Source organism: Paraglaciecola sp. QJM3NY_14 (assembly GCF_056173245.1).
Window position 1 is genome coordinate 1,810,512 of sequence record NZ_CM149664.1, and the last position, 18,607, is coordinate 1,829,118.

Annotated in this window: 19 protein-coding genes; 17 read left to right on the forward strand and 2 right to left on the reverse strand. The window is 44.5% G+C overall.

All coding sequences use genetic code 11. From position 1 onward, the window contains the following. Nucleotides 1-58: 58 nt before the first annotated feature. Together AC0VYA_RS07780 and yciH are read right to left on the reverse strand one after the other, a co-directional pair. Nucleotides 59-859, reverse strand: coding sequence for a response regulator (locus AC0VYA_RS07780; protein WP_011574423.1), 801 nt, complete (start codon nt 857-859; stop codon nt 59-61). 32 nt (nt 860-891) lie between these two features. Beyond that, the gene (yciH, locus tag AC0VYA_RS07785) at nt 892-1,212 is read right to left on the reverse strand and encodes a stress response translation initiation inhibitor YciH (RefSeq protein WP_011574424.1); all 321 of its coding nucleotides are present in this window, start codon (nt 1,210-1,212) and stop codon (nt 892-894) included. 133 nt (nt 1,213-1,345) lie between these two features. Here yciH and AC0VYA_RS07790 point away from each other — a divergent pair, with 133 nt between their 5' ends. From AC0VYA_RS07790 to purF, 17 genes are all read left to right on the forward strand, one after another. Continuing rightward, entirely contained in the window at nt 1,346-1,651 is a 306-nt protein-coding gene (locus tag AC0VYA_RS07790; protein ID WP_006994065.1) for an STAS domain-containing protein, read from the forward strand. 33 nt (nt 1,652-1,684) lie between these two features. Continuing rightward, nucleotides 1,685-3,331 carry a SpoIIE family protein phosphatase gene (locus AC0VYA_RS07795; RefSeq protein ID WP_475490616.1) on the forward strand — a complete coding sequence of 549 codons (1,647 nt, stop codon included), beginning with the start codon at nt 1,685-1,687 and terminating at the stop codon, nt 3,329-3,331. An 8-nt stretch (nt 3,332-3,339) separates the two neighbouring features. After that, nucleotides 3,340-3,801: a GNAT family N-acetyltransferase gene (locus tag AC0VYA_RS07800; protein WP_041713552.1), complete on the forward strand. Its 462-nt coding sequence runs from the start codon at nt 3,340-3,342 to the stop codon at nt 3,799-3,801. An 80-nt stretch (nt 3,802-3,881) separates the two neighbouring features. After that, nucleotides 3,882-4,898 (forward strand): extracellular solute-binding protein, encoded by a 1,017-nt coding sequence (locus AC0VYA_RS07805; protein WP_475490617.1) that lies wholly within the window; start codon nt 3,882-3,884, stop codon nt 4,896-4,898. 33 nt (nt 4,899-4,931) lie between these two features. Then, complete coding sequence (locus AC0VYA_RS07810) at nt 4,932-6,584, forward strand: ABC transporter permease (protein WP_475490618.1); 1,653 nt, start codon at nt 4,932-4,934, stop codon at nt 6,582-6,584. Further along, nucleotides 6,577-7,623: an ABC transporter ATP-binding protein gene (locus AC0VYA_RS07815; RefSeq protein ID WP_475490619.1), complete on the forward strand. Its 1,047-nt coding sequence runs from the start codon at nt 6,577-6,579 to the stop codon at nt 7,621-7,623. Before AC0VYA_RS07810 ends, AC0VYA_RS07815 begins: the two co-directional genes overlap by 8 nt. A 95-nt stretch (nt 7,624-7,718) precedes the next feature. Then, a complete protein-coding gene (locus AC0VYA_RS07820; RefSeq protein WP_011574430.1) occupies nt 7,719-8,168 on the forward strand; it encodes a tellurite resistance TerB family protein in 450 nt (149 codons plus the stop codon). Between the two features lie 459 nt (nt 8,169-8,627). Then, a complete protein-coding gene (locus AC0VYA_RS07825) occupies nt 8,628-8,900 on the forward strand; it encodes an EF-hand domain-containing protein (RefSeq protein WP_041714338.1) in 273 nt (90 codons plus the stop codon). A gap of 114 nt (nt 8,901-9,014) precedes the next feature. Further along, entirely contained in the window at nt 9,015-10,418 is a 1,404-nt protein-coding gene (locus AC0VYA_RS07830; RefSeq protein ID WP_473479818.1) for an ATP-binding protein, read from the forward strand. Continuing rightward, on the forward strand, nt 10,418-11,020 hold the full coding sequence (locus tag AC0VYA_RS07835) for a hypothetical protein (RefSeq protein WP_475490620.1): 603 nt from the start codon (nt 10,418-10,420) through the stop codon (nt 11,018-11,020). The genes AC0VYA_RS07830 and AC0VYA_RS07835 overlap by 1 nt, the downstream gene beginning before the upstream one ends. After that, nucleotides 11,017-12,366 (forward strand): sigma 54-interacting transcriptional regulator, encoded by a 1,350-nt coding sequence (locus AC0VYA_RS07840; protein ID WP_006994077.1) that lies wholly within the window; start codon nt 11,017-11,019, stop codon nt 12,364-12,366. The genes AC0VYA_RS07835 and AC0VYA_RS07840 overlap by 4 nt, the downstream gene beginning before the upstream one ends. Nucleotides 12,367-12,586: 220 nt before the next feature. Beyond that, nucleotides 12,587-13,378, forward strand: a complete 792-nt coding sequence (gene truA / locus AC0VYA_RS07845) for a tRNA pseudouridine(38-40) synthase TruA (protein ID WP_011574435.1) — start codon at nt 12,587-12,589, stop codon at nt 13,376-13,378. Nucleotides 13,379-13,515: 137 nt separating this feature from the next. After that, entirely contained in the window at nt 13,516-14,364 is an 849-nt protein-coding gene (gene accD, locus AC0VYA_RS07850; protein WP_473479824.1) for an acetyl-CoA carboxylase, carboxyltransferase subunit beta, read from the forward strand. 15 nt (nt 14,365-14,379) lie between these two features. Continuing rightward, the gene (gene folC / locus AC0VYA_RS07855; RefSeq protein ID WP_475490621.1) at nt 14,380-15,660 is read left to right on the forward strand and encodes a bifunctional tetrahydrofolate synthase/dihydrofolate synthase; all 1,281 of its coding nucleotides are present in this window, start codon (nt 14,380-14,382) and stop codon (nt 15,658-15,660) included. After that, nucleotides 15,657-16,301 (forward strand): SPOR domain-containing protein, encoded by a 645-nt coding sequence (locus AC0VYA_RS07860; RefSeq protein ID WP_475490622.1) that lies wholly within the window; start codon nt 15,657-15,659, stop codon nt 16,299-16,301. The genes folC and AC0VYA_RS07860 overlap by 4 nt, the downstream gene beginning before the upstream one ends. A gap of 137 nt (nt 16,302-16,438) precedes the next feature. Beyond that, nucleotides 16,439-16,927 carry a CvpA family protein gene (locus AC0VYA_RS07865; protein WP_011574439.1) on the forward strand — a complete coding sequence of 163 codons (489 nt, stop codon included), beginning with the start codon at nt 16,439-16,441 and terminating at the stop codon, nt 16,925-16,927. Between the two features lie 26 nt (nt 16,928-16,953). Continuing rightward, on the forward strand, nt 16,954-18,471 hold the full coding sequence (purF, locus tag AC0VYA_RS07870; protein ID WP_473479830.1) for an amidophosphoribosyltransferase: 1,518 nt from the start codon (nt 16,954-16,956) through the stop codon (nt 18,469-18,471). Nucleotides 18,472-18,607: the final 136 nt, after the last annotated feature.

The following is an 18,607-nucleotide window of genomic DNA, read 5'->3' on the forward strand; positions in this document are numbered from 1 at the left end:
GCCTTTAGGCTCTTAAATCCCTATAAACAGGTTAAAAATCTAAGTTTTGAATACGAAATTACTCTTCCAAAAGGGAAATAAGTAGCATCTTCACTTGTTCGACTTCGAAGGGCTTATCACATAGAGCATTCACCCCTGTCTGGTGAATGTTGGCCATATGCAAGCTATTAACAGATTCAGAAGTAACCATAATAATAGGGATATGAGAGGTTTCACTGTTAAAACGGATGAACTCTGATAATTCTCTACCATCCATTTCAGGCATATTGTAATCAGTGACTACTAAATCAAAGGTGTGTTCTTTAAGTTTACTCAACGCCGTTGCACCATTTTCGGCTTCAATTATCTGCTCAATCCCCAGCCCTTGTAGTACACGTTTAATATGATTGCGGGCTAATTTGCTGTCATCCACCAACAGAACCCGCACTCGACGTACATCGAATAACTCGAGATCTAATTCTTCTGTGTTAATCAGGTCAAGAGATGCTTTCAATGCTCGGGATAAATTTTCTGTGCTGAACGGCTTGGGTAACATTGCGGCAACACCGGCTTGTTTAAACTCTTCTAGCTTTTCAGGTCTGTTTTCTGATGACACCAGCATAAAGGGAGTGGCACACAGTTCAGGGGAGTTTTTTATGGCTTTTAAAATATCTAGGCCAGTGCCATCTTCTAAGTACATAGAGCTGACAACAAGATCTGCGCCTTGCTTTTGAATGGCTTCTATTGCCTCTGCCACCGTGCCAACGGCGTTAACATTTTCGACATTTTCTTTATGTAACAGCGTACTGATGATTTTTCTTTGAGTATCGGATGGCTCGACTAAAATAATGCTTAAGTCAGCTAACAAAATTTTTTGCATGGTAAACCTTTTTATAGCGCTAGTGTGACGAATTATCCGCCGGCGAGCTTTACAGTGTAGCCGCGCTTTTCCAGCGCAAGCTTAATTTTATCTCTATTATCCCCTTGGATTTCAATAATGGCATCTTTTACTGCACCACCGGTTCCGCACATTTTTTTTAGCTCTGAGCACAAGGCTTTAATTTGCGTTGCGTCCATATCCATGCCGGAAAGGGTGGTAACGCCTTTACCTTTGCGGCCTTTGGTTTCTCGGCGGATCCTAATAATTCCATCAGTTTGAGGGCGAGCAGGCTGGATTTTTTTAGTCTCAACTCTGCCCCCATCTGTACTGTATACAAGGTTATCTTGGCTCATTTTCACTATCGCTTTGACTTGAATGATAAGGTTAAAAACATGATTCTATTAAAAAAGCGCTGATCTTTATAGGCAAAATGAGCAAACTGCTATTTAATATACCGGTAATGAAGTGCAGTGTTAGGGAGTGAGTATGAGTTTGGAGCGCAGATTTTCAGCTGATAAAAAACAATTAACAGTCGTAGCTGATGAAGTGTTTGATTTTGGAAAAGTGCAAGACTTTCGTGTGGCCTTTTCCACCGATATTGAAGATGTTGAAGCGGTGATCATCGATTTGCATAAAACCGCTTACATGGATAGCTCAGCGCTGGGCATGTTGCTTAATATGCAAAAGTTGCTATCTGGTAAGGTGACGAGCTTCAAGATTATTAATACCCGTCCTCAAGTGCTTAAAATTTTACAAATTGCACGCTTCGATAAAAAATTCGAGATCACTTAGCCACTAACACGATTAACCGACCGGATCGTATTTATGCGTATACTTATAGTCGATGATGACTCCCTTAATCGATTTTTACTTTTGCATATGCTCGAACAAAAGGGTTATGTAAATTGTTACGAGGCTGAAAGTGGCCACGAGGCAGTGTCATTGGCTAAGCGGATCAATCCAGAATTGGTCTTACTCGATGTCATGATGGACGACATGAATGGGTATGAAGTCGCACCGATACTCAAAGAACAAGCCGGTGATATCTATTTACCCATTATCTTCATCACGGCACTGGATGATGAAGAAAGCTTAGTGCGCTGCTTAGAGGTAGGCGGTGATGACTTCGTCGCCAAGCCATTTAATAAAACCATTTTAGCGGCCAAAATCAGTGCCCATGCACGCACACGCGAATTAAGCAAAAAGTCCTACGAGCAAAATCAACAACTGGTTTTTTACCGCAGTGCGGTGGAGCGAGAGCACAAAATTGTTGAGCACATCTTTTCGAATGCAGTGACTAACGACAAAAAATTGTTGCCGTATATAGATTTTACGCTCATGCCAGCGACAGATTTTAATGGCGATTTATTGTTGTTTAGCGCGAGCCCTAATGGCGGGCTGTATTACTTGATCGGGGATTTTACTGGTCATGGCTTGGCCGCGGCGATCGGTGCGTTGCCCGTCTCTCAAGCCTTTCATACTATGGCGAGTAAAGGATTGTCAGTGTTTGAAATGGCTCAAACCTTAAACGAAACTTTACTCAAACTATTACCTGGAGATATGTTTTTTGCCGCAGCGATTGTGCATGTTAGCAGCACTGGTACGCGCTTTGAGATATGGAACAGTGGGATGCCGGATCTTCTACTTTTTGATTTGAATGGGCAAGTCATTAAGCGCTTTGGGTCTCAGCACATGGCTCTGGGCATATTAGAACCCCACGAAATGGGTAAGGATGTTCAGCGGCATCAAAGCTCAGTGGGTGAACGTTTACTGGCGTTTTCAGATGGTGTAATTGAGATCACGGACGACGAGAAAAATATGCTAGGTGAAGCGCCTATTACGGACTGGATTGCCCAAAAAGCGGATATGTCAGTTTCTGAATTATTTGAACACATTACACATTTTAGCCAAGATACAGACCCCCTAGACGATCTCACCTGCGTATCTTATACCTGTCAGTCTCTGTCTGCGCTCGCACGGCGTCAGCAGGTTACACATGTACCCTTTAAATTAAACCTTACTCTTGATGCTGAAACGATAATTGAAACTGATCCCGTGAAAAGTGTAATCAATATGGTTTGTAGCCAAATAGGTATGTATGGTTTACATGCTCGCTTATTTACCCTGGTGAGTGAATTATACAATAACGCACTGGACCACGGAGTATTGCAGTTAGATTCAAATCTAAAGCACTCCCCCGAAGGTTTTGAAGCATATTTTGACTTGCGTATGCAGAGGTTGGCGCAATTGAACCAGGCGCAGATTACGATTACGCTAACGTACGAGCCTGCACAGAGACGCTTGATTATCGTGGTACGCGACTCCGGATCTGGTTTTGATTACCAGCAGTATTCTAAGCAAGTGGATGTAGAGAATTGCTTTGGGCGAGGCATCCAGCTAGTCAATGAGTTGTCGGATTCAGTACGATATTTTGAATCTGGCAATGCAGTTGAAGTGACAATTAACGTATGAGGCAGAAAATGCAAACACAGCTACAAACCATCATCAGGAAAGCACAGGTCAGTGATATTCAGTCACTCGTTAATTTCAATCAATTAATGGCCAAAGAAACTGAAGATAAACAACTCGATAGCGATGTTCTAACTCTAGGGGTCAGCAACTTAATAAATGATGCTAGCAAAGGGTTTTATCTGGTCGCAGAAATAGAGGGGCAGGTAGTTGGCAGTTTAATGGTAACAACCGAATGGAGTGATTGGCGAAATAGCGAGTTTTGGTGGATACAAAGTGTGTACATTGTGCCTCAGTATCGCCGAAAAGGTTTGTATAGTGCTCTGTATAATCAAGTGAAATCTTTTGGCGAGAAGGCCGGTAACGTTTGCGGTTATCGCTTGTATGTGGAACGCGAAAACCGCGTGGCCCAGCGTACGTATGAAGCATTAGCAATGGGCGAAAGTCATTATCTTATGTTCGAAGGGAAATAGCTTTCGGCTAATTGATAATTATTCTCAATTAGGTTAGGCTGGTGGCCATTCTTAAAATATTACTTATGCAGGGTATGAGTTTGAAACGATTTCTTAAATTGGTTGGTTTAGTTAGTTGTATTTCGATGAGTGCGTTGGCCGAAGCGCAAGAACTCAATGTGTACTCAGCCCGAAAAGAGGCGTTAATCAAACCGCTCTTGGATAAATTCAGTGCCAGCTCTGGTATCTCAGTAAATTTAGTGACGGGTAAAGCGGATGCCCTTATTACGCGCTTAAAAAGTGAGGGTAAATACAGCCCTGCTGATATTCTGATTACGACAGATGTAGGCAGACTTCACCGAGCGAAAGAACAAGGTTTAACCCAAGCCATTCAAACTGATGAGTTCAAAGATTTAATCTCACCAAATTACATTGACCCAGACAACAATTGGATAGGCTTTACCCTAAGGGCTCGCCCGATGATGGTGGCTCCAGAGCGTGTTGATATTGCTCAGTTAACTCGTATTGAAGACTTAGCCGATGAGCAGTGGCGAGGCAGAATTTGCGTACGCTCTTCAAGTAATATTTATAATCAGTCATTGGTTGCGGCTATGATCGCACAGCTTGGTGAAGAGCAAACTCAGTCTTGGTTAAACGCTTTTGTGAAGAATTTTGCACGCACACCAAAAGGGGGGGATCGAGATCAAATTAAAGCAGTGGTAGCAGGCCAATGTGATGTAGCCATTGCCAATACCTATTATCTGGCCGGCATGGCCAGTGATGGCGACGAGGCGACACGTGACACCGCCAGTAAAGTAAAGGTGATTTGGCCAAATCAACAAGACCGTGGTGCTCATGTTAACATTTCTGGTGCAGCAATCACCAAATACGCGCCAAATGCAGCGTCTGCGCAAAAACTAGTGAGTTTTATGCTTCAAGAAGAATCCCAAGAGTGGTACGCAAAGACTAATCATGAATATCCTCTGCGCAGCGATGTAGAGCAAAGTGTGGTGTTAACAACCTTTGGCGATTTCAAAGCTGAAGATATCGATTTGTCAAAGGTTGGGGAGTTAAATCGTCAGGCGGTTGTGCTGATGGATAAAGCAGGCTGGAAATAATCCGCTAGCATTCTTCGCATTAGATCCCTTGATTTGAAAACCCGTCTTTGGCGCGAGCCTTGGTTATGGACCGTTACTGCCTTTAGTTTACTTTTGGCAGTGCCGGTTCTTTTGATTTTTAGCAGCATATTCATCCCGCAAAAAGCCTTATGGCAACACCTAATCGACACTGTACTCAGTGACTACGTTTATCACTCGCTTATAATTGCTTTCAGTGTTGGCGCCCTGACATTACTTGTGGGGACCAGCTTAGCGTGGTTGGTCGCGAGATATGAGTTTTCTGGGCGGGGGGCATTACAGTGGTTGATCCTTTTGCCCATGGCAATGCCTGCCTATATTTTGGCGTATACCTACACAGGTATGCTAGATGTAGCTGGGCCGTTACAAATGCAGCTGCGTGCGTTTTTCAATTGGACCTATCACGATTACTGGTTCCCTGATGTGCGCTCAGTGGGCGGTGCTATATTGATGTTATCACTGGTGTTATATCCCTATGTTTACATGCTTGGGCGTACCGCTTTTAGTGAACAATCGGCCAGCTTTTATGAAGCAAGCCGCAGTATGGGCGTAAGTGGCTTTGCTTATTTTTGTAAAGTCGCTTTTCCTTTAGCGCGACCTGCCATTTTAACCGGAACGGCGCTTGCAATGATGGAAGCGTTTGCTGATTACGGTACCGTCCAGTACTTTGGCATAAGCACATTTACTACGGGAATCTTTCGCACCTTCAATGGCTTGGGGAATGCGATAGGCGCTGCGCAATTGGCAGCTGTGCTGACAAGTTTTGTGTTAGTGCTGCTTCTGATAGAAAAACACTCTAGACGCCGGTTACGCTATTTTCATCAGGGGCAAAAACAACAAAGTGTGAAACGTATCAATTTGTCTCCCATCAAGAGTTTTTGGGCTGTGGTGGCGTGTTTAATTCCTGTTTCATTGGGGTTTATTGTCCCGTGTGCTCAGCTGATCATTTGGGCGGCAGAGCGAGCTACCTCGCAGATTGACGCTCAGTTTGTGGTTTTAATATGGAACAGTTTTTATTTGGCGGTGAGCGCCGCGCTTATCGCTGTAAGCTTAGCATTGCTATTTTCTTATGCTAAGCGTCTACGCAGTCACTGGTTACTCAATAGCCAAGTCCAGCTGGCAAGTTTAGGGTATGCCATACCAGGCACCGTTATTGCTATCGGCGCTATGCTGATGTTAAGCGCAGCAGATGACGCGATAAACGCACTGACGGAGGCCTGGTTTGATACCAGTGTAGGGTTAATCTTTTCTGGCACATTGGTTGCGCTATTGCTCGCCTATTCTGTGCGCTTTTTGGCTGTCGCTATGCATAATGTTGAAGCGGGCTTGCAGCGAATAAAACCCAGTATGGATGATGCGGCACGCTCTATGGGCTTGTCTTCTTTTTCGGTACTCAAAAAGGTGCATGTTCCTTTACTACGGGCCAGTGTGCTAAGTGCTTTATTGTTAGTATTTGTTGATGTACTAAAAGAATTGCCAGCGACGCTTATATTGCGCCCCTTTAATTTTAATACACTTGCCGTTCGTACATTTGAATTAGCCTCAGAAGAGCGACTTCAAGATGCAGCGGTGCCTGCTATCACTATTGTTATGGTTGGTCTACTTCCCGTCATATTGTTAACACGGGCGCTGGAGTCAACCAAACACAAGTCGAGTTCACATGCTTAGTTTACATAGTATCAATGTCGCCTATGACACTAAAACGGTGGTCAACGGCGTGTCTTTTTCGTTATCCGCCGGGGAAATCGGCTGTTTATTGGGCCCCTCTGGCTGCGGGAAAACATCGATTTTGCGCGCTATCGCAGGCTTTGAGCCTGTCACCCAAGGGAACATTCAGTTAAGAGGTGCTGAAGTCGCCAGCGTGCGCACTCATATCGCCCCAGATAAACGAAAAGTGGCAGTAGTGTTCCAAGATTTTGCACTTTTCCCTCACTTGAATGTGGCTCAGAACATTGGCTTTGGCTTGCACAACTGTACACCTCAAGAAAAAGCCCGACGGGTGAATGAGTTACTTGCCCTAGTAGGGCTACCGGATATCAGTGAGCGATACACTCACTCTTTGTCTGGCGGCCAGCAGCAGCGAGTCGCTTTGGCACGCGCACTGGCAGTTAAGCCTGATTTATTGCTGCTCGATGAGCCATTCTCCAGCCTCGACGCTGAACTGCGCGAAGACTTAGCGCAAGATATCAGGCGCATCCTTAAGCATGAAGACACTAGTGCATTGTTGGTCACCCACGACCAGCATGAAGCGTTCGCCATGGCTGATACCATAGGGGTCATGCAGGGTGGGCGATTACTGCAGTGGGCGACAGCCTATCAACTCTATCATCGTCCAGTGGACAAGTTTGTTGCAGCATTTATTGGGCAAGGCACCTTACTGCGTGCAAAGGTGGTTGACGGCAGCCATATCTCAACAATGCTAGGTGTTTTCGCTCTAACGGACGAACAAACGCGCTTATTTTCTGATTCGCATACCTTAGATGTGCTCGTTAGGCCTGATGATATAATTCATGACGACAGCAGTCCTAATGTAGCCATGGTGTTGTCACGCGCATTTAAAGGCGCGCATATACTTTATGAGCTTGCGTTGAATGATGACCCAAGCGCTAAAGTGTTGTGTTTAGCGCCGAGTCATCACGACCACGCGCTAGGTGAGCATATTGGTATTCGGTTAGATTTGAAACATCTGGTGGTGTTCAACGCCTAAAGCCTACTGTTTATCGTGACTTGATGTATGTCCCCTTGTTTTCTGCCTAATAATCAATAGATATACAGGCAAGGCTTATCTTATGAGAAGTGTTTATGATTACAAAATTAGTAAATTGGTTTGAAGAGAAGACTCGTCAAAATGAGGAGTCAGGTCAGGGGAGCTCACAAGAAGTTGCGACAGCCGTTTTACTATATGAGCTGATGCGGGCTGACGGTGATTTTAGTGCTCAGGAGCAACACGCTTACGAGCACATATTACGTTCTCATTTTTCCCTTGATGACAGTCAGTTGAACGAGCTGCTTGCATTGACTAAAGAAAAGGCATCACAGGCAACTGATTTCTCTCAGTTTACGCGGGTGATCAACGCGACCAGTTCTGTGCAACAGAAACGTGGCATCATCGATGGCTTATGGAAAATAGCCTATTCGGATGACGTGCTTGACCCTGAAGAAGAGCACATGATTAGACGAGTAGCTGATTTGCTATATATACCCCATAGCCAATTTATTAAAAGTAAACTTGCCGCTTCAGGCGAACTATAAACTTATAGCGCTGGGTGTTGCTGATAGTAGACACCTTTAAGCGCATATAGACCATCCGCGCTGTTCGAATTTACGGCAGCGTATTTGGGCTGTGAAAACTTTCATGGCTCCTGTCTTAAATTTGCGACATTATTGCATTTTATCTTCTAAGAATAACCTCAGAAATCCAGTTAACCAATTGATTAATATGGATTATTAATTTGTGGCTCAATTATTGTTATACCAAAGGCGTAATCGTGCTTTTCCCGACTGGTTCCTCGGGTATTCTGCAAGGATAGTGGGCACGGTGAGAATAGTAATAGTCAATACAGATACTGTTATTGGCTGCGATGGCGTTTGCAACTAATGGCTATTGTTATTCTTAGCTAAGCTCACGAGCTGCGCTAATTGCTGGGCACGGATGCCACTTGTAATTCCAACGAACCCAATGACTGCCTTGATGCTGCGGATATTAAAGTTATGAAACTCGCCCTTACGTTTTCCCGTTCTATTTCCTTTTCCCTTCTTCTTTCGAGTAGCTTTGCTTTGGCTATTCCACATCAGTCAGGTGATGACATTTTACAACGTTTGGATAAAAACGCCGATGGAGAGATATCCATCAAAGAAGCGGTGGCAGATCCAATTATTCTAGAGTCTTTTAGTCGAATAGATATCAACGGTGATGGCCTTATCAGCCGTCATGAGCTCACGAGTTTGCATGTCAGGCGTTCCCACGGTGGTGGGATAAACTAACCATACCGGTTGACAGTGGATTGGCAGTTACCCCCATGATATTTACTGCCTTGTGTCATCACCTTTTGTTATTATGCTGGCGAATTAGGAAGGAATAGATTGTTAGGATTGCCAATGCAACTTGGATCGTTACGCCAGCTTACGTTAGTTAGTTTTGCGCTTGTGCTCGTGCCTTTGGTGGTGCTGTTATGGCATAGCCAGATTACGTTAGGCAGAATGGGAGAAATCGCCACCAACGAAGCTGAATTTTCAGTGGCTATGGTTCGGCGGGTTAATAACTTGGAAAGTTTCTCAGTGGATATTGAGCGACTCATCCGCCAATACCACGTGTTAGACAAACCTGAGTTGAAAGAACTATCAGATAAATACGTCCAGCGCTTTACTGAGTCCCTCGGTAGCCTATGTGTGAAACTTGATAATTCCCGGGAATGTAACGTACTGAGCGACCGCCTTACGTGGTTTCGAAGTTACGACAGGTTGAGCGATGAATTGTTACTTGATGCGCAATTAGCTGAATTTCGCCGAGCGTTGACTGAGTTGGGAGCGAGTGTGGACTCTTTACTCGACGACCGAATCAAACAACGTCAAGCGTACGTAAGTTCAGTTCAGCAAACGCAAGCATGGTTGACGGCTTTGCTGGTGAGTATTAGTTTGATACTGATCATTTTTGGTAGTCAGCTGATTCTGCGCCCTGTACGAAAATTGGAGCATGTTATTCAGGCCATATCGCTGCAAGAAGACGAATTACCTGAAATTTCTAACTCGGGGCCTAAGGAACTGATCCTAGTTGAACGCAAACTACATCGCCTTTCAGATAGGCTAACCCAGCTAGAGCACTTACGCCACGCGTTGCTGCGTCATGCGTCTCATGAGTTGAAAACGCCACTGGCGAGCATTAAAGAAGGCTGCTCACTGTTAACTGAGCAAGTGGTTGGAGAGCTCAACGATCGGCAAATGGAAGTGATGTCTTTGCTTAATAGCAGCACAGATCGCCTTAACACCTTGATCATGCAGTTGCTTGATTACAACTTATTACTGCAGCAGGCAAAGCCTGATTTTCAGTGGTTAAAAACATCCACTTTGATGGAAGGTTTTATTACAGACAACCGCCTAGCACTGCAACAGAACAACCATGAGTTGGAAACGAAAATTGAGTTGCCGCAAGTGTACGCCGACGCCAACTTATTTAGGCGTATTCTTGACAATCTGCTGTCAAATGCCATTGCCCATGGCAGCAAGGGCCGCCCAATTAATATTAAGCTATACCAAGAAAAACATGTTCAGGTGTTAGACGTTTCAAATCGCGGGCAAAAAATATCACCTGAACAAAGGGCTATTTTATTCGAGCCATTTAATCGCGGTGAGGGAAAACGTAATGACCGTATTATTGGTTCCGGGCTAGGGTTGTCGATCGTTGCCGATTGTGCGCGTATGATGCGAGGGAAAGTTGAAATTGTCGACGTGGATTATGCGGATGTGTGCTTTCGCGTTTCAATCCCCTTAACTGAGAAAAAGTAATGAATGCGATAATAATTAAAGCAGGGATAAGCTTGCTCGTTTTGAGTTTGGCTGGGTGTAAATTGGTACCTGAAAATAATGTGAATGTTGAACGCCAAGAAGTACTACACGAAAGAAACTATTGTCTATACCAAACGCCAGATGCGTCCGTAGAAAAAAACTGCGACATTCATTATTGGCTTAATTATTGGCTCGATGGCGATGAGATGACATGGGCTCAACGTAAAGCAGAGATTGCTCTGTTGTCCGATAGCCCTCAAGACCAACTTCGTAAAATATTACTTTGTCAGGGCAAAGATACTCCTTACCAAGACAAGTTGCGATCACAGTCATGGGCGTTAAGCCTGATAAAAGAATTTGATGGGGGCATGCAAGACATGCTCAGTGTCATGATTTACCACCCGAGTCAGGTGTTGCTTGAGTCAGAATCAGCGGTGGTGACATTAAGTAAGATTAACGGTGGCCAGTCCACTCGAATTGAAGAGCAGCAGGAGTTGGTTGATCAACAAAGACTGCAAATTGAACAACAGCGAAATCAAATTGAGCAGCTATTAAAAATCGAAGCGTCAATTATGGATAACGCTAAAGGAGATCCTAAGTGAGTAAAGTTGAAGCGTCGTTAAAGCCACAAATATTACTCGTAGATGATGACGAAAGTTTACTACGGTTAATGGCTATTCGCTTAGAAGGTGAAGGCTATAGTGTGCAAAGTGCAGAAGGCGGCAAAGAAGCGCTGCGCTTGATGAATACCCAAAATTTTGATGCGGTATTAAGCGACCTTAGAATGCCAGGGTTAGATGGCTTAAGTTTATTTGAAGAAATTATGTCTTTGGGCAAAGACCTGCCGGTTATTTTGATGACAGCCCACGGCACAATCCAAGATGCGGTTGAGGCGACCCAAAGAGGCGTTTTCGGTTTCCTTACCAAGCCGATTGATCATACCGAGTTGCGTGACTTATTAGCCAAAGCGGTGAGTCAAAGCCAAGGCTCGCAAACAGGTGCTTGGCGTGAGCAAATTATCACGCGTTCCATGCAAATGGAGCAGTTGTTGGACCAAGCCCACCGAGTGGCGCAACGTGACGTCAGCGTGTTGGTCAGCGGGGCAAGTGGAACGGGTAAAGAGTTATTGGCCAATGCCATTCACAAAGCCAGTAAAAGGGCGAATAAACCGTTTGTGGCGATCAACTGTGGTGCTTTGCCTGAAAACCTACTTGAGTCTGAACTTTTCGGACACGCCAAAGGGGCCTTTACTGGCGCAGTGAATGAACATCAAGGCTTGTTTCGTGAAGCAGATGGTGGGACGTTGTTTTTAGATGAAATTGGTGACATGCCAACGCCGTTGCAAGTTAAATTACTTCGTGCATTGCAAGAGCAAGTTATTCGTCCTGTGGGTAGCAGCAAACAAATACCCGTTGATGTTCGCATTATTTCGGCAACTCACAAAAATCTTGCAACAGAAATGAGTGAAGGGAATTTCCGTGAGGATCTGTATTATCGCTTAAACGTTGTGAATTTAACGCTGCCAACGCTGCGTGAACGCTCAGAAGATATTCCCTTGCTGGCTCGTTATCTACTTAAGAAAAGCGCCGAGCGCCATGAAGTGCGCGTCAGCCGTTTTTCTGATGACGCCATGCAACTGTTGACCACTGAATTGTGGCCAGGCAATGTGCGGCAGTTAGTCAATGTGGTTGAGCAGTGCGTTGCATTAACACAAACATCAGTGATTGCAGTGCACCTTGTGGAACAAGCGCTGTCGACGTCTGAGCAAAAATGGCCAACGCTCACCGAAGCGCGAGATGCTTTTGAACAGAGTTACCTGCTAAAACTGCTCAAAATGACCGACGGGAATGTTACTCGGGCCGCTGAAATTGCCGGTCGTAATCGCACCGATTTACACAAGTTGATGAAGAAACATGATTTGCACTCTACTGATTTTAAGCATGACTAATGGCTAATTAAATAAGTAAGTAAGTAAGTAAGTAAGTAAGTAAGTAAGTAAGTGATGGATTGCCCCGTAAGCGCGAATATTGTTATTCGCGCTTTTTTGTTTTTAGGGAACGTGGTTGTATTTTTATAAAAAAGAGAGGGTATAGCGCAAAGTTAGTGCAACACATTCCTGTTTTCTGTTTTAGAATACACAGCAATTTTTTAAAGAGGTAAGTAGTTAAATGCGAATAGCGTTAGGAGTTGAATACGATGGTGCCCGCTTTCATGGCTGGCAAAGGCAAAATGAAGTCATAAGTGTACAGCAGCACTTAGAGGAAGCCTTGACGCGTATTGCTAACGAACCTATCCGCGTTGTGTGTGCAGGTCGCACTGATGCGGGTGTGCATGCGACAGGGCAGGTGGTCCATTTCGAGACGACTAGCCAGCGCCCTGATAGAGCATGGACACTGGGTATCAACACCTACTTGCCAGATACAATATCTGTGCGTTGGGTAAAAGCCGTGCCTGAGGATTTTCACGCACGTTTTTCTGCTACTGCCAGGCGTTATCGCTATATCATCTATAACAACACGTTGCGCAGCGGTATTTTGGCTAATGGCGTGACGCATATCTACGGTGATCTTGATCATGAGTTGATGCACGAAGCCGCACAAAAATTAGTGGGTAAACATGACTTTAGCTCGTTCAGAGCAGTGAACTGTCAAGCGAAAACAGCGACCCGCACCATGTCCCATATTCGCGTTAAGCGTATGGGCGACTATATTGTGATTGATGTACAAGCCAATGCTTTTTTACATCATATGGTGCGTAACATTACGGGGACTTTGGTGGCTATTGGACATAAAGAAAAGCCAGTGGAGTGGGTAGACGAATTATTAGAGGTCAAAGACAGAACGAAAGCGGGTATTACCGCGCTACCAAACGGTTTGTATTTAGTGCACGTTACGTATCCAGAAACGTTTGCACTGCCAAAACTGAAAATGGGGCCTTTGTTCCTTGCGGATGACTTCTAAGACCAGTTTTATTTTCGTAACTTTGGATAACTGTGTTTTAATACGGTTTGAATGTGCCTAGAAAATTAATCGTTGCATCTGTCGTTGCATATCCTCAATAAAAACAACGATATGATTGCCAAAGAAGGTTTAAATTAATGAGTTGGATTGAAAAGATATTACCGCGTACAAAATCACCCACTAAAAGTAATGTACCTGAAGGTATATGGACTAAGTGTGGACAGTGTGATGCGGTTCTATACAAGACTGAGCTAGAAAAACAGTTAGGCGTATGCCCTAAGTGTAATCACCATATGCGTGTCTCTGCGCGTGCTCGGTTGAATCAATTTTTAGATCAAGGTGAACGTACCGAGTTAGGTAGCGAACTTGAACCGAAAGATTTACTGAAATTCAAAGATTCCAAAAAATACAAAGATCGTTTAGTTGCTGCGCAAAAAGCCACAAATGAAAAAGATGCTTTAGTGGTCATGCAAGGTAAATTAAAAGGTATGCCGGTAGTGGTTGCTGCGTTTGAATTTGCCTTTATGGGTGGGTCTATGGCGTCAGTAGTTGGGGCGCGCTTTGTGAAAGCGGTTGAGGCCTGTTTAGAACACAACATGCCACTTATCTGTTTCTCTACCAGTGGTGGTGCGCGTATGCAAGAAGCGTTGCTTTCACTAATGCAAATGGCAAAAACCAGTGCTGCATTGGCGAAAATGAGCGAGAAAGGCCTGCCTTACATATCGGTTATGACGGATCCTACTATGGGGGGTGTATCAGCCAGTTTAGCCATGTTGGGTGATGTTAACGTAGCAGAGCCTAAAGCGTTAATTGGTTTCGCTGGACCTAGAGTGATAGAGCAAACCGTTCGTGAAACCTTACCTGAAGGCTTTCAGCGTAGTGAGTTCCTATTAGAGAAAGGTGCGATTGACGTGATTATTGATAGACGCGAAATGCGCGATCGTTTGCACAGTATGTTATCTAAGTTGCATCATCAACAGGCATAAAATTTCAGCACCTAAATGACAAATTTATCTTCTATACAGGCCTCTAGTTTTGAGGCCTGGTCTTTAAATGAGTGGCTTGACCACCTCAGCGCATTACATCCTAAGAATATCGAAATGGGCCTTGAGCGAGTGAACAAGGTCTTTGAGCAACTCAATATCTCTTTTTCAAAGCAAACCGTGGTCACTGTTGCCGGTACTAACGGTAAAGGCACCACCTGCGCATTTCTTGAACAAGCCTGCTTGGCAGCAGGTAAAAGGGTTGGAGTTTATAGCTCACCTCATCTGATTCAGTACACTGAACGAGTGCGCATTAACGGTATCGATGGGAGTGAGCAAGCCCACTGCCGAGCGTTTCAAGCCGTCGAGCGCGCTAGGGGGGATATTCCTCTTACGTATTTTGAGTTTGGTACCCTAGCAGGTCTTAAACTTGTACACGATGCCAATGTGGATATCGCGTTACTTGAAGTGGGCTTAGGCGGGCGTTTGGATGCCGTGAACGTGGTGTCGCCTGACATTGCAGTGATCACCAGTATCGATTTGGACCATCAAGATTTCCTAGGTGATACCAAAGAACTAGTGGCTGCAGAAAAAGCCGGCATCATGCGTGACAATATACCCGTGGTGGTGGGTGAGCCTGTGAAATACCAAGCTTTGCTTGATGCTGTTTCTCAGCACAGCGCACTGGCATCTTGGCAGCATGTGGATTTTGATTATCAGCTAGCAGATGATTATATGGTGTGGAGCAATCATCAGCTTAGTTACGCGCAATTACCCATTCCGCATATTCCTGCACAAAACGTGTCTACTGGCTTGCAGGTGATCCAACTCCTAAAGCTGGACTTAAGTGAAGGGGATTTGGCTAATGTGATCACTGACACCAGACTACCTGGTCGATGTCAGTATATCGGATATTCTCCTGCCATTATGGTGGATGTCGCCCATAATCCTCATGCCACGGGTTATTTACTTTCGCAAATACGTAAGCTTGATTACGACAGGCTTTACTTAGTTGTGGGTATGCTGAAAGACAAAGATATTCGCTCGAGTCTAGCGGATTTTTCAAACTTAAATGCGCACTGGATGTTGGGCGGCTTAGATGTGCCAAGAGGTGCTGCCGCTGCGGATATTAAATCAGTGTTAGACGAGCAACAAAAAGTGCTAGAATTTTACACGGTTTGCCAGGCGTTTGAAAAAGCGAAGGCTTTAGCGCGAGAGCAAGACTTGATTGTTGTATTCGGTTCGTTTTTTACTGTATCAGACATTCTTAAGCTATCAAATAAAGGAAATAACGAGTGACCTCTGCGCTAAAAAATCGATTAATTGGTACGGTGATTATTGTGGCTATCGCTGTTATTTTTTTGCCGGATTTATTGGGCGGTAAAACCCAAAGCGAAAAAGAACTGTTTGTTGAATTACCAGAACGTCCAGCGGTGAAAACCGTGCAACGTCCAGGCAGTTTTTCTACTGAGGATGTTGCCAGTCTTACCTCAAGAGACATTGAAATAGTTGAAGACAATGCTATCGACGACAACACGTCTGGCAATGCAGCAGTACAAGAAAGCGATATCAAAGGTCAGGAAGACGCTGATGTGGCTGCTCAATTAGCCAATACAGCACCCGTGCAAAATTCAGAGCCACAGACAAAGCCCGTTACAGCATCGAGCACGCACGCTTACGAAAAGGCTTTACTTGAAGGAGCCGGCTGGGTTGTTCAGTTGGGGACGTTTAGGCACAAAAAAAATGTGCAGGAATTACTTGAGAAGTTAGAAAAAGCTGGCTATCGCGCTTTTACCCGACCGGTTCAAACCAGTAGTGGCAAGTTAACTAAAGTGTTTGTGGGGCCTGATTTGCAAAAGACTCGTTTAGAAAAGTCCCTCGGCGAACTGACCGAGTTAACAAAATTAAAAGGGCGAATTACCCCATTCACCGTCCAGTAATATGGATTGCTATTAATACTAAAATTAGCAAGATTTTAGTCATGAGTTTTGCTAATATGCGCGCGAATTTAGTGTTATGGCGTGAAGATTAGGTTTTTGATCCACGTTATGCATCACCAGCGGATTTATCAATTTTTATGAACTGGATAGACTACGCCATCATCGGCGTCATTCTGCTCTCCACCGTTATCAGTTTAGTACGTGGGTTTGTTAAAGAAGCAATCTCACTCGCTGTCTGGTTTTGCGCCTTCTTTATTGCCAGTCGTTTTTATGCGGACTTGGCGACCTACCTAACTAGCATTGATGATCAAACTATTCGCAACGGCGTGGCGATTGCTATTTTGTTTGTGGCGACTTTGATCCTTGGCGGATTACTCAATTACTTGATTTCGCAGCTAGTGCACTACACAGGCTTGTCAGGCACCGATCGTGCACTTGGTGCAGTATTTGGTGTGCTACGTGGCGTTTTGATCGTCAGTGCTTTACTCTTTTTTCTCGATACGTTTACCCCGTTGGCTGATGCCGATGGATGGAAAACATCATTACTTATTCCAGAATTCAGCTTAGTGATAGAGTGGTTCTTTCAATATTTGCAAGGTAACTCAAGCTTCATCAAACCCATTTAACAAACCCGTTTAAAAAGGTAACTCACATGTGTGGTATTGTCGGAATCGTAGGTAAAAGTCCAGTAAACCAGTCCTTGTATGACGGGCTGACTGTATTGCAACATCGGGGGCAAGATGCAGCAGGGATTGTCACCATAGACGAGGGTGTGTTTCACCTGCGTAAAGACAATGGGTTAGTGCGCGATGTTTTCCACACGCGTCATATGAAGCGACTCACAGGTCAGTTTGGTATTGGTCATGTACGTTATCCTACAGCCGGCAGTTCTAGCTCTGCAGAGGCGCAACCTTTCTACGTTAACTCACCTTTTGGTATTGCCTTTGCCCACAATGGTAATTTAACCAATGCACATGAGCTAAAAGATGACGTATTCCGGATTGCTAAACGCCATATTAACACCACGTCTGACTCCGAATTATTGCTCAATATTATTGCGCATGAACTTCACAACTGTGAAGGGTTAAGCCTAACCCCAGAAGAAGTATTCAAAGCGGTGACCACAGTGCACAAAAAAGTGCGTGGTGCATACGCTGTTGTTGCTGCAATCATAGGTAACGGCATGCTGGCTTTTAGAGACCCATTTGGCATTCGTCCTTTGGCTCTGGGCAAACGCAAAACTGAATTTGGCGACGAATACATGGTGGCCTCTGAAAGTGTTGCATTGGATGCCGTGGGTTTTACGTTTATCCGTGATGTGGCGCCAGGTGAAGCTATTTATGTGACCGAAAGCGGCGAATTGCACACCCAACAATGTGCGCATGGGGCAATTAATGCTCCTTGTATTTTCGAATTCGTTTATTTTGCCCGCCCAGATTCTTTTATCGATGGTATTTCGGTTTATGCGTCACGCGTTAATATGGGTCGTAAGCTAGGTCAGAAAATCGCTCGAGAGTGGGCAGATTTGGATATAGACGTTGTCATTCCTATCCCAGAAACATCAACTGATGTCGCCCTACAGATTTCACTTGAGTTGAACCTGCCATACCGCCAAGGTTTTGTGAAAAATCGTTATATTGGTCGCACCTTTATCATGCCTGGACAAACCATGCGTCGTAAATCGGTACGTCGTAAATTGAATGCCATTCCCTCTGAGTTTGCCGGTAAAAATGTATTGCTGGTGGATGACTCGATTGTGCGTGGCACTACTTCAGAGCAGATCATCGATATGGCGCGTGAGTCTGGCGCGAAGAAAGTGTATTTTGCGTCGGCGGCGCCTGAAATTCGTTTCCCTAATGTGTACGGTATCGACATGCCTTCGGTGAACGAATTGATTGCATATGGTCGTGAGATTGAGGAAATTAGCGATTTGATCCGAGCCGATGGTTTGATATTCCAAGACATCAGCGACTTAGTTGAAGCGGTGACTGAACTTAATCCAGTTATTAATCGCTTTGAAACATCGGTCTTTGATGGAAACTATATTACAGGTGATGTAGATCAACATTACTTGGAGCGTATTGATACATTGCGTAATGAGGGGGCTAAAAACGCTGGCATTCAAACTGAGCTAAGCAACCTTGAAATGCACAATATGCAGGAAGACTAAACGAAAATTGTGTTCTTAAAACATAAAAAAAGCGCTGTTATTCAGCGCTTTTTTGTATCTGCTGTTTGCATATCTTTTTGCGGACAGTCGCTAATGCGGTCAATACTGATTCTATAAAGTCTTATCCAGTAAACAC